Annotated in this window: 12 protein-coding genes; all 12 read right to left on the bottom strand. The window is 39.7% G+C overall.

Annotated elements, in window-relative coordinates; translation table 11 throughout:
• Nucleotides 1–24: 24 nt before the first annotated feature.
• The 12 genes from nhaC to ezrA all read right to left on the bottom strand — a co-directional run bounded on the left by nhaC (nt 25) and on the right by ezrA (nt 12869).
• Nucleotides 25–1401, bottom strand: a complete 1377-nt coding sequence (gene nhaC / locus AJGP001_RS06615; RefSeq protein ID WP_078080295.1) for a Na+/H+ antiporter NhaC — start codon at nt 1399–1401, stop codon at nt 25–27.
• Between the two features lie 413 nt (nt 1402–1814).
• Nucleotides 1815–2324: an RDD family protein gene (locus AJGP001_RS06610; protein ID WP_078080294.1), complete on the bottom strand. Its 510-nt coding sequence runs from the start codon at nt 2322–2324 to the stop codon at nt 1815–1817.
• 121 nt (nt 2325–2445) lie between these two features.
• Nucleotides 2446–2631 (bottom strand): hypothetical protein, encoded by a 186-nt coding sequence (locus tag AJGP001_RS06605; protein ID WP_058385743.1) that lies wholly within the window; start codon nt 2629–2631, stop codon nt 2446–2448.
• Between the two features lie 75 nt (nt 2632–2706).
• Nucleotides 2707–3630, bottom strand: coding sequence for a class I SAM-dependent methyltransferase (locus AJGP001_RS06600; RefSeq protein ID WP_058385744.1), 924 nt, complete (start codon nt 3628–3630; stop codon nt 2707–2709).
• Between the two features lie 51 nt (nt 3631–3681).
• A complete protein-coding gene (tpx, locus tag AJGP001_RS06595; RefSeq protein ID WP_071153170.1) occupies nt 3682–4188 on the bottom strand; it encodes a thiol peroxidase in 507 nt (168 codons plus the stop codon).
• 36 nt (nt 4189–4224) lie between these two features.
• The gene (locus tag AJGP001_RS06590) at nt 4225–4803 is read right to left on the bottom strand and encodes an RDD family protein (RefSeq protein WP_058385746.1); all 579 of its coding nucleotides are present in this window, start codon (nt 4801–4803) and stop codon (nt 4225–4227) included.
• A gap of 12 nt (nt 4804–4815) precedes the next feature.
• Nucleotides 4816–5829: a signal peptide peptidase SppA gene (sppA, locus tag AJGP001_RS06585; protein WP_078080293.1), complete on the bottom strand. Its 1014-nt coding sequence runs from the start codon at nt 5827–5829 to the stop codon at nt 4816–4818.
• Between the two features lie 73 nt (nt 5830–5902).
• Nucleotides 5903–6820, bottom strand: coding sequence for an EamA family transporter RarD (gene rarD / locus AJGP001_RS06580; protein ID WP_071153169.1), 918 nt, complete (start codon nt 6818–6820; stop codon nt 5903–5905).
• Nucleotides 6821–7011: 191 nt separating this feature from the next.
• Entirely contained in the window at nt 7012–8586 is a 1575-nt protein-coding gene (gene mbcS, locus AJGP001_RS06575) for an acyl-CoA synthetase MbcS (RefSeq protein WP_078080292.1), read from the bottom strand.
• A gap of 207 nt (nt 8587–8793) precedes the next feature.
• The gene (gene thiI, locus AJGP001_RS06570) at nt 8794–9996 is read right to left on the bottom strand and encodes a tRNA uracil 4-sulfurtransferase ThiI (protein WP_071153168.1); all 1203 of its coding nucleotides are present in this window, start codon (nt 9994–9996) and stop codon (nt 8794–8796) included.
• Between the two features lie 6 nt (nt 9997–10002).
• Entirely contained in the window at nt 10003–11106 is a 1104-nt protein-coding gene (locus tag AJGP001_RS06565; protein WP_058385751.1) for a cysteine desulfurase family protein, read from the bottom strand.
• Nucleotides 11107–11165: 59 nt separating this feature from the next.
• Nucleotides 11166–12869 (bottom strand): septation ring formation regulator EzrA, encoded by a 1704-nt coding sequence (gene ezrA, locus AJGP001_RS06560; RefSeq protein WP_071153167.1) that lies wholly within the window; start codon nt 12867–12869, stop codon nt 11166–11168.
• Between the last annotated feature and the right edge of the window lie 38 nt (nt 12870–12907).

Genomic DNA, 12907 nt, shown 5'->3' with positions numbered 1-12907 from the left:
CTGTTTTCTCTTTATAGTCGTTATTTACTTGTATGTTAGCGTTTTTCCGGTGAATCCAAATAAAATCGTTAGAACAGGCGATAGCAAACAAAAGAATGCGAATGGTAAATACTCAAGTGTCGGAACGCCAATAACACCGGTAATGAAAATTCCACATACGCTCCAAGGAACAAGTGGGTTGACGACTGTTCCAGCATCTTCCATCACGCGACTCAAGTTTTTCCCTGCGAGTCCTACTTTGTCGTAAGGCTCTTTAAATGCCTGTCCCGTCAATAAAATGGACAAGTATTGTTCACCGATCAGAATATTGATACCAATTGCGGTTAATGCCGAAGCCGCAATAACCGACGAAACTTTTCTCAGTACGCTCTCTACTTTGGCTAACAAACATTGAACAATTCCTAAAGTAAATAGCAATCCACCCATACTAAGCGCGAGTAGCACTAAGGCTACCGTGAACATCATGCTCTCCATCCCACCACGTGACAACAAACTATCAATCTCTGTGATACCAGTAGAAGACACATATCCGCTAAATAGCACTTTAAAAATCTCGGAAGCTGTAGACATTTGATGCAGAAAAGAAATCGCAATGGCTGATATTGAACTTAATGCCAGCGTCATTAAAGCAGGTGTTTTCGCCAAGGTTAAAACAATAAGCACGACTAATGGAACAAGCGTATACCCGTGAATCATACCTGTAGCTAACAGTCCTTCTTTAAAGATCGAGATGTTCTGCACACTAGCTCCCGTCGCCTCCGGAGAAAGCCATGCAAACAACCCTAGAGTTATGACAAAAGCGGGAATCGTCGTCCATCCCATATTGCGAATGTGTTCAAACAAATCTACACCGACAATGGTCGAAGATAAATTTGTTGTGTCTGACAATGGCGACATTTTATCCCCAAAAAATGCGCCTGAAACAATTGCACCAGCTGTTATGGCTAATGACAAATCCATTGCCGTCGCCATCCCGATAAAAGCCACACCAATCGTTGCAACCGTCGTGAGTGAGCTACCAATAGACAATCCAATTAATGATGTGACGATAAAGACAATAGCATAAAAAAACGTCATAGAAATCAAGGTAAAGCCTGCGTATATCAACGTTGGAATGGTACCGCTAATCATCCAGCTACTAATGAGCATACCGATAAAGAAAAATAGAAAAACTGCACTCATTCCCGCACCTGCACCATCAACCAATCCTTTTTCCAGTGTTCGGTAAGACACTTTCTTTAACAATCCATAACCGAATAGCAACAAAACCGAAAATAAGATCGGAAGATGTGGAACTGATTTAAATCGAATAATACTGACACTGATTAATAGAAAGATAGCAGTTGTTATTAAAATAGCTTCTGAAACTCTTGGCGTGATGACTGATTTGATATTATGCATGACAAACTCTCCTTTTTTATAAAAAAAAAAGAGAAAACGCCCGTCCCAATAAAGGGACGAAGGTTTTCTCCGCGTTACCACCCAATTTGATGTTCTAGCTTACCAAACATCCACTCTTTGCGAATCGATCAAAACTGATGGCGTATTTCATCCCATTTGCTGCCTGAATTTACACCTACCATTCAGTCTCTTGCTGCTGCACACAAATTGCCTACTAAACCATCGAACGACTTATTTAAACACTTACGTAATGAAAAAATACGGCTTACCACTTTAAATCCAGTAAAGTTCATACTAATTTACAGCAATGACATAAGAATTTTTTTTCGAACGACTCATCTAGTCATTTTTAAAAGTATATTGAAATAAATTTTACCAGTCTTCTCTGACAAGTCAATACTTTGAGTTAAGTTTTATTTGAAGACATAGGTTTTCGTTAACCAATCGTAAAGCGTCTGTTTATTTTTTGTAAAAATAACCATCAACATAGAAAGAAAAACCAATCCATAAATCCATCCCCAAATTAGATAGTCTAGTAATTCTAATTCCTCAGCTCTCAATTGAATCATTCGATACACCATAAAGTGAGAAAGCTGCCATGGTAAAAACTTCAAAAACGTCCGACTCATTGCTCGACCTATCGATAAAGGCTTTTGGTTCTTATCTGTTACGACAATACCCATTTTATATTTCCCAAACGATTGCTTACCCATTTTTGAGTCTGCAACGATAAAATAGAGAGAAACAGGTAGCGTAAGCAATATGAAGCCCGTTAGTTGAGCAATAATTCGTGAACCTTGAAACCCCTGTTGTATGGAAGGAATGAAAATCACAGATACAACAAACAATACTCCCATATAGGAAAAAATCAACACATAATCAAGTGCAAACGCTTTTAAACGAAGCCACAATCCCGCATACATCAAAGACCTCCACCCCCAGTCACTATTCACGACCTAGTTGAAAATAAAGGTTTAACGGCTAATTCTAAAAAAAGAGACAAGGAATAATCCTTGTCTCTTTTACATTAAGTAACGTGATCGATCACGTACCCATTTTACGGCGGTTATTACTAACTTTCTTTGATTGCTGGCTCTTCATCTTTTTAGTCGATAGTGAACCGTTACCACCAGATAATTTGTCTGAAGCTTGGTTTTTCTTAGCTTCAAGTTGGCGTTTTACAGCTTCTTGAAGACTCACTTTTTTTGGTTCTTCGTTTGACTCAGTCATTGCGCATCCCTCTTTTCGTTAAAAATGGTACATATGGATGTTTTTATACCTTTAGTATAGCATAACTTCCCTGCTCTATTCTTTGTTTTCTTTAAACCAACTAGTAACTTGAGAAAAGAATTGAGACATGGATTCGGGCTTGGACATATTCGGAACTCGTGCCAACAAAACTTCTTTCGGCGCTTTAATGCCTTCTTGCTTTTTCTGTAAGACGAGAATCCCTTTAGCATGCGCTGAGTTTTTAAATAAGCTATCTGGCAATTCCATAACAGATTGAATATGCGCATGTTTTTTCAAAAAACTATGCAATTGACTGGCATGCTCAGATTCAAATAACGCTTTCGGGACGATGAAAAACAAATAGCCACCATCAGCCGTGTGTTTTAACGATTGTTCGATAAACAAATGATGTGCATACGTCATGCCTTCATCTGCTTTTAGTTCATAAGTGGCTGCGGTTTCGTCGTCGGGATAATAACCGACCGGTAAATCTGAAACGACAACGTCTACTGGATCAATCAATAAAGGCTGAAGTGCATCTTGTAGATAGAACGTAATAGGTTGTTCTACTAAATTCCCTGCATTTGAAGCAAGACGCACGAGAAGATCGTCTAGTTCTACGCCCGCTCCTGTCAAGCGGCCGTCCAAGTAATTCATAACTGTTAACAATAGATTACCTGTTCCAACTGCCGGGTCTAAAATGACTGCTTGATCTTTTTTGACAAACAACTCAACCAAATAACCAACCAATAACCCAAGTGCGTCAGGCGTCATTTGATGATGTGGTTGAATGTGCTCTTTCATGCCCTTTAACACAGCTAGCTGAAGTGCTTTACGAACTTCTTCTTTGCTGGCATCCGCTTCTAACTTGATAAGTCCATCCAACCAATTTTCAGTAGTCGTCAATAAACTTTCCAGGTAGGCGTTTTCTTGTTCTTTCTGAATTTCTGTTGTGTGATTATCAATAAAATTAAACGTTTTTTCCATTGCTGAATTCATAATTCGCCGTCCTCAATAAGGAAACCCACTCTCTCGAGTGGGTTTCTTGTATTATTTTGTTAATTCTTTAACTGCATCTAAAGCCTTTTCGTAATCGGGATGATCTGTTCCTTCAGCTACATACTCTACATAAGTAACTTTGTCATTTTCATCAAGTACGAAAACTGAACGAGCTAGAAGTCGAAGCTCTTGCATCGTCAATCCGTAAGCTTCACCGAATGACAAGTCACGATGATCCGACAAAGTTGTAATAGCATCTACTTTGTTGATGTCTGTCCAACGTTTTTGAGCAAATGGTAAATCAGCTGAGATGGCGAGTACTTCTACATTGTCCCCCAGAGATGCGGCTTCGTCACTGAAACGTCTCGTTTGATCTGAACAAACACCCGTATCCAATGATGGAACCACACTAACCAACCGAATCTTTCCAGTTGTGTCTTTAAGTGTTACAGGTGATAAGTCTGTTGATAACACAGTAAAATCTGGAGCTTGATCTCCAACCTTCACTTCTTTGTTAGGTAAAGTCATCGGATTATTCTTGAATGTAATTTGTACCAATCAATACGCCTCCCTTTCATTAGTCTCTTTATCATACTAAAATGCTTGGGTGTCATGCAACCCAGACCCCTCTATATGCTTTTTCTTCATCAATCTATTTTTTCTAAAAGACTCTTCATGAACAACTGTCGTGTCAGCAATGTAGTCGTGGACGCCTTGTTTTAACGGTGTAAAGCCAACAATCCAGTAGAGCGGCAAAATGGTCACGGAAAGAAAGCGACCAATCCACTCGCGGAACAGGAGCGTCATCCAAGAGATGCTATCGGACTTCAAAGACACTACACGGATCCCCATAACCATCTTTCCGACAGTTTGACAAAAGAATTTTGTCATTAACACAAAATAGCCGTAAAAGAGGATGGCCGATACAATTGCATACGGCGCATACCAAGGAATACTGGTTGTTTCTATTCCTGTCAAAGCAAATATAGGTTTGACTAGAATAGCAGTAAGACCCGCAATAACCAGTAAATCGATTAAATAAGCCCAAAATCGCACCCAAAATCCAGCCGGTTTCCGTTCGTAAAAAAGAACTTCTTCAAATCCTCCGCTTTCAGGACGCTGTTTCGTGACGGGCACTTCCACTGTGGTTTCATTCGTTTCGTGGTCTGTCATTGTGGTCCCTCCTTATTTTTCACCGTATAAATACATCATACGTGGAGAACTGTATTCAGTTAGCATTTTTGTAATCATTTGTGTTTCGAGATCGTTACCGAAAAACGAATTCATTTTCATGGATAAAAGCGAACCCCAGCCTTGCGAAGCTCCGTATTGGAATACTTGTGCATTACCTAAATCGAAATCAGTTTTTACTTGTGCGATTACGTCTTCCTCGAATCCGAAATCATCCGCTAAATTCGCCTCTACTGCTTGACGTCCATTCATGATACGTCCGTCTGCCACAGCTTTTACTTCTTTTTCTGTCATGTCACGACCTTCTTCAATTACATCGACAAACGACTCGTATGAATCATCTAGCATTTCTTGAAGAATTACGCGTTCCTCTTCTGTCATGTCACGAGTTGGGCTCATAATATCTTTATATGGACCCGACTTGATCGTCACAAAATCCACACCCAGTTTGTCTGCTAGTTCACCATAATTGACACTTTGCATAATGACACCGATAGAGCCAGTTAAGGTTTCCTTGTTAACAAAAATCTTTTCTGCTGGTGCTGCAATATAATAGCCACCTGATGCAGCTACTGCTCCCATTGATACGTAAAATGGTTTTTTTGTTTCTTCTTGAATTTCAATAATCTTATCGTAAATTTCCGCCGACTCCACAACGCCACCACCCGGTGAATTTACGGTAAGTACAACGGCTTTAACCGTAGGATCTTCTTTAACATTTTCTAATTGTTCCATAAAGAAAGAGTGGTTATAACCAGTCGTTCCAAACAGTGAAGCTGCATCTCCCGTGTCTTGAATCACACCATCTACATTTAAAACAGCTACACGGTTATCAAAATCTCCATCTTCTACCACAACTTCCGAAAAACTTGATTGCGTACTCGCTACGAGTTCGTCAACACCATCAGTAAAACCACCTTGAAGAAAAGCAAATGCCGAGTTGATAACCAATGAAATTCCGAGTACAGCTGCCGCTACAACTAGAGCAATCCATCTTTTTGTATTCATTTATACCATTCCCTCCTTAGTTCTACTCTTACTATACGTGAAACACGCACAAATGTTTCAACAAAAAGAAACACTAAACCGAAATTTTCCTGCTTGCCTTTCGAATTCCCCGTGCCTCCAAAATTTTTGAAGAAGTAAACAAAATCAACGCGCTCCAAATCAACGAGAAAGAAATAATATCGACTGTTGTAAAAGCTTCACCGTAAATGAAAACCCCAATTAGCAACATTAGCGACGGAGCAATGTATTGCAAAAACCCAATCATGTACATCGGAATCAATGGAGCACCGATTGCAAACAATAATAATGGGAAAGCAGTAACCAATCCACTAGCGACTAACAACACATCTGTTGTTAGTCCTGTCTCTAAAAAAGAAACGCGATCGATTGACATCAAATAGATATAATAGGCAATTGCAATCGGAAAAACAAAAAGTGTTTCAATTGCCAGTCCGCGCAAAGCATCTAATTGAATGGTTTTTTTGATCAAACCGTAAAAAGCAAAACTGAAAGCCATACCGAGCGCAAGCCACGGCAAAGAACCAAAAGAGAAAGTTAAAATCAAAACACCAGTTGCCGCTAAAAGGAAAGCAATTTTTACCGCTGGAGACAATTTCTCCTTCAAAAAAAGAGCTCCCAACAGCATAGAAATTAACGGATTTATGTAATAACCGAGACTTGTTTCAACAATCCGGTCATGCGAAACCGCATAGACATAAAAAAACCAATTAGCAGAGATGAGGAACGACGCCAACATCAATAAGAAAAATTTCTTTTTTGATATCCACAGCTTTTTTAGATCAAGCCACAATTGGCGACCTCCTTTAGTTAAAAGAATAAAACCAAAAGTTAATACGAAAGACCATATAATTCTTCCTGCTAGGATTTCGTCCGCTGGAACGTGACTAATTTGTTTCCAGAAAATCGGCATAAATCCCCATAATGTATAAGTCAAAATAATGACCAAAACGCCTTTTTTTGAATCTGTCATTCTACATCGCTCACCATTCTTTATTAAATTTTATATTCCGAAATAATAGTCTCATTATAGGCTTGATGGGAGCAGAAAGTAAATAATCATACGTCAATTATAGAAACATCCGTTACCCATTCTTGCTCAAGTTCAAATCAAAAAACGGCAACTCTTTTTTAATAAGAGAAGTGCCGTTTTTGGGGTTGCATTTATTTTTTCGCGTGTTCTTGCTGGCGTAATTCCACACGTCGAATTTTACCAGATGCCGTTTTTGGCAACTCTGCTAAAAAGTCGATTGCCCGAGGGTATTTATAAGGTGCAGTCAATTCTTTTACATGATTTTGTAATTCTTTTACCAAACTATCTGAAGCCGTAAGACCTTCTACTAGTACGACAAAAGCTTTGACAATCGTGCCGCGTATTTCGTCGGGTGCACCAATAACAGCACATTCTTGAACAGCCGGATGTTTAACCAATGCATCTTCTACTTCAAAAGGTCCGATTGTATAGCCGGAAGAAATAATGATATCGTCTCCTCGACCTTCAAACCAAAAATAACCATCTTCATCTTTTGATGCTTTATCACCCGTTACATAATAATCTCCGCGGAATTGCATCTTGGTTCGTTCGGGATCTTTAAAATATTCCTTAAACAAAGCAGGTGTCTCAACATGAACAGCAATATCCCCCACTTCACCAACTAGACACGGGTTACCGAACTCATCAATGATTTCGACATGGTTGCCAGGCGTCGGTTTGCCCATAGAACCAATGCGAGACTCCATGCCTTTCATAACTCCGACCAGCAACGTATTTTCCGTCTGGCCATAACCATCGCGGACTTCTATGTCAAAATGATTTTTAAAAACATTGATGACTTCTGCGTTAAGTGGTTCCCCCGCAGACACTGCACTGTGCAAAGCGGACAAATGATAGTTGGCTAAATCTTTTTGTTTTGCCATCAACCGGTATTCTGTCGGCGTACAGCACAACACATTGACTTTGCGTGTTTCCATGAGTTCTAAATAAATAGTCGGATCAAATTTACCATTGTAAACAAAACCGGTAGCTCCGCTACCTAGTGTCGCTAAGAACGGACTCCAAATCCATTTTTGCCAACCTGGACTTGCGGTTGCCCAAACAACATCCCCTTCTTTTGCACCGAGCCAGTGCTCCGCTGACGTTCGAAGATGTGCATATGCCCAGCCGTGGCTATGTACGGCTCCTTTGGGATTGCCGGTAGTTCCTGAAGTATAAGATAAGAACGCCATATCGTCTTTTTTAGTAGGCGCTGCTATGTATTCAGGAGAAGCGGCAGCCATTTCATCAACTAAAGAAATCCATGAACTTCCTGATTTTCCAATGACAAACTTCACGACATTGTCCATTTCCTTCACACCTTCGAATTGATCCATGAACGGCTCATAGGCGATTACCGCTTTTGCATCACTATGATTTAAGCGGTACGCAATATCTTTTGCCCGAAGCATTTCAGAGCTGGGAATGACTGCTAAACCCGCCTTTAGTGCTCCGATATACGCAACATACGCTTCGATCAAACGTGGCACCATTACGAGCACGACGTCACCTTTAACAAGACCTGCTGTTTCAAAACTATTCGCTGCACGATTTGCGTGCTCTATTAATTCATCATATGTAAGTTGGTGTTTTTCCCCTTGATCGTTTTCCCATAGAATCGCAAGTTTGCCGTCACCTGTTGCGTATCGCTCAATTTCCTCCACCAAATTATACGAATCCGGCGCTAGTAATTCTTCTCTTTTCATGCTATTTCCCTCCTCTGACTAGAGCTAATTGTTATATCCATATCATTATACATTAAATTTTTAATTATTCATATAATTTCATCTAGTTAAACTTTTAAAAAGAACTCTTATTTTCTGTTGCTGATTGTGTGCGTTTAGTTCAGATCTAACTCGCGAACTAAAGTTATGCGTCACAAAAAAAGCTGCCTGTAAAAGGCAGCTTAGCTATTATAAAAGATCTTCAAACTGATTCTTTTTAATGCGTGGAAACTTAATAACTTCTCTTTGAGATACTGCTTCACCGATCATTTCATCGAACGAAACAAAGTTCTCGTAGTACTCGACTTTTTCAAGTTTTGGCTTGATTTTAGGATTTGCTGGTGTAAAAATCGTGCAGCAATCTTCAAACGGACGGATAGAGATATCGTACGTGCCAATTTTTTGAGCTGTATCGATAATCTCCAACTTATCCGTCGCAATTAGCGGCCGCAAAATGGGCGTGTTTGTGACCGCGTTAATCGCTTGTAAACTTTCTAACGTTTGGCTTGCCACTTGTCCTAGACTTTCTCCTGTAATGATTGCTCGGCAATTTGTCTCAGCCATCACCAAATCAGCTACGCGCATCATCATGCGCCGCGTCGAAGTCATCGTGATGTTATCCGGCACTTGCTTGTGTACTTCTTGCTGAAGCTGTGTAAACGGTATGATGTGCAAATTGACGGATGAACTAAACTGCGATAGCTTTTCAGCTAAATCAAATACCTTTTCCTTGGCACGTTCATTGGTAAACGGTGGACTAAAGAAGTGAATCAGTTCTAGTCTAACGCCACGTTTGAGCATATGATAGCCTGCAACCGGACTGTCTAAACCACCCGATAGCATGAGCAATGCTTTACCGCCCGCTCCTACTGGCAAACCACCTGCTCCTTGAATCACTTCGGCCATCATATAAACAGCTTCTTTTCGAACTTCTACTTTCAAATCAATTTCAGGGTCTTTCATTTGAACTTTTAAATCTGGAAAGACTCTTAATACATGTGAGCTGAGTTCTTTCATAATTTCCGGTTTTTCGTGAGGAAATTCTTTAAATGGTCGTTTTACCGATACTTTAAAACTTTTATCGGTATCTTCAATTTTAGCGATAACTGCTTCTGCTGTTTTTTTCATTGCTTCCATGTCTAATTCACATGCTGTTACTGGACTAAACGATTGGATACCGAATACATGCGGCAAGCGCTCAATCACTTGTGCCAATTGTTGCTCACTGTCTGATGTAATAAACATCCGGTCACGCTCTGCTTTGATTTGGATTCCTTTCAAGTCTGAAAAAGTCTGTCTGACATTATCTCGCAGCCGTCCAATAAATGAACTGCGATTTTTGCCTTTGGTTGATAATTCGCCGTAACGTACGAGAACTTGATTGATTTTCATTTATCGTTAAACTCCTTTAATCATGCGGTATACCCGCTGAAATGCTGTTTTAAGTGCAATAATATCCTGCTCTGTTGTAAATTCTCCAAAACTGATGCGGATCACACCATCTTTAAATTCACGCGGCAAACCGATTGCTTGAATTACTCGACTCGTATGACGCGTTTTCGATGAGCAGGCACTTGAAGTGGAAACAATGACCGATTCTTTTTGCAAACCCGATACCAAAATCTCACCTTTAATGCCTTTTACAGCTACCGCTAGAATGTGAGGAGCAGCTTGTTTTGGGCTAACTATTTTTACGCCGTTAAACCCTGAGAAAAATTGGCGTAAGTCTTGATTCCATTGTTTGTGTAGTGGATTTGGTTCTACTAACCTTAATGCTTTTGCTAAAGCGACTGCATTTGGTACAGAAACGGTACCACTGCGTATCCCCGATTCCTGCCCTCCTCCATATTGAATCGTTTCTAATTCAACTCCAGAATATGCTAGAAGCCCACTGCCTTTTAGTCCGTGAATTTTATGTGCCGATAGTGTGATCAAGTCGGGCAAAGCGGTTGGATCAAATATCAGTTTCCCGATACTTTGCACTGCATCCACATGAAAGAAAATACGTCTTTTTCTTAACAGACGAGCAATATCTGCAATTGGATGAATGGTGCCTATTTCATTATTGACATGCATTAATGAAACTAAAATTGTATCGTTCTGCAACGATTTTTTCAATTCATCAACATGAATACCTCCGGAAGAATCGACCGGTAAACGCGTGATGTTAAAGCCTTGTCGTTCTAGCGCAACAAGGCTATTTAAGACAGAAGGGTGCTCTGTTTCAGCAGTGATGATGTGCTTGCCTCTATGCTGATAACTCTGAGCTGTACCAATCAATGCTAAGTTGTTTGCTTCTGTACCACCAGAAGTAAAGACAACATTCTCCATATGCAACAGATTTTTTAATTGAGTTCGTGCGGTTTCTAGCAAATCTTCTGCTTGGTTTCCGAGCACATGCAATGAAGACGGATTTGCATAAAATAGCTCATTTACTTTCATATACGCATCGAGCACTTCTTTTTTTGGTTTTGTGGTTGCGCTATTATCCAAGTAAATCATCTGTTCACCTCCGAAAAGAAAACCACCAGCAGATTAGCTGGTGGCTTTACATGTTGTTTTTAAATGCGCCATGCGTCTTCTTTAACCAGCACTTCAATCCGTTTCATCGAACCTGGTTCAAAGTTTTCGACTGCAGTTGCCGCTTCTTCTAATGCTTTTGTATAACGAAGCTGTCTAAATGATTCTTCAGCTTCTTCAAGTTTGGCATCTAACTGAAGATTGGATTTGCGGTAACGGTTGCCATATTGAATGATGCGCTCAATCAAAAGTACATTTTCAACCATTTCAACTGCTTTAGTATGACCGTCTTCAATACTTTTTTCAGCTTGTTCTAAATAATTATCCACAAGCTTGATGTTTAATGGTACTTCACGCAAAGTCTGGATTGTCACGAAAAGGTGTTCTTCGGCTTCTTCTAGACGCACATCCATGTCTTCTGGAATACCCGGTATATTGGCTTTATGCAAAATACGATCGGTTTCTTGCAATTTACGTTTCAACTGTTCTACTTTCGCGCGCGCATTGTTTTCTTCGATGCGCAAGCTCTTAAGTGCCGTCATAAAATCAATTTGTGTCGAGTCAACAATCGATAAATCCTCACGAATATGAACCAATTCTTCTTGAAGACTTGAATATGCCGATTGATCTTCTTCGAGACGTGATGCCAGCAAACTATAGCGTTTTGCTAATTGCTCCATTTTATCCATACATGACTTTGGAATAGCCGCTTCGCTTTCGCTAATTTTATAGCTATGCTGAACGTATCTACACTCTTCATCCATTTCTTTTGTATCTCGTGCCACAACTTCTAAATGACGCTCTGTATCGATGCGGAATTCGTCTACATATTGTTTCGCTTCCACTTCTTTTTCCAAAAGTTCATAAAATGAATCAATGCGATCTTTTATTTTTTCGACTGCAATTTTCGTTTGTGGAATTTCCAGAAGCGTTATATTTTCTTTTAATACTTCTAGTTCTTCTTCTATTTCGTCCAGTTGAAGAGTCAATTCTAAATGTCCTAAGTAATAAGACTGCTCTTCCATTTCTTCTTTGCCTTGACGCAATTCAGCAACGTAAGAAGGAATTTTAGTTTGGACATCCGACAATAACGGTGGAATGTCATCAACTAGTAAAAACGCCTCTTCGCCTTCTGACGATAAACTAATGACGGTTTCACGTGCTTTCAGGTAATTCCCTTCATTGGTCAGTTGTTCATATTCATCAAATAACGGAATAAAAGACTCAAGTTTTTTCTCTAACGGTACAGCAGCCATCCCGTAAGAATGCTGATGAGCCAATAAGTTTTTACGTGCACGACGGTATTTTTCTTGAAGAAGATCAATTTCACTGCGATTTTTTTCCTCGCTACCAATCAACTCTTTTAGTTCTACCAAAATGCCGTTCATCTGCTGATCCACAAGATCAATTTTAACTTCAGTATCTTGTTCTAGCTTTGTCGCTTTGTTGAATCTGAAACGATTAATTGCTTCTTCTGCATCATATAAAGCAGCATCAATTTTCGGAATATGCACATCCATAATTTCAGTCCACACGTTGCGCCAGCGTTCGAACATTTCTTCTGTCTGGCCATTCATGTTCAACTGTTTCACTTTAGTCAATTCTTCAAGTATCGGTTTATTTTGTATTTGCAGTTTTAACTGTTCCAAGCGCTCAATTTCAGCTAAATGTTTTTTACGAAACATAAAACCAATGATTGTTATCGCTAATAGAATGATGACCGCAATGATGATATACTCCATCATAAGTCACATAGCCCCCTGTTCCAAAATCACATTACCAG

Source organism: Planococcus faecalis, from assembly GCF_002009235.1.
In the GTDB taxonomy this organism is placed as follows: domain Bacteria; phylum Bacillota; class Bacilli; order Bacillales_A; family Planococcaceae; genus Planococcus; species Planococcus kocurii.
The sequence above is the reverse complement of the archived record's forward strand: the minus strand, read 5'-3'. Positions and strand labels throughout refer to the sequence as shown.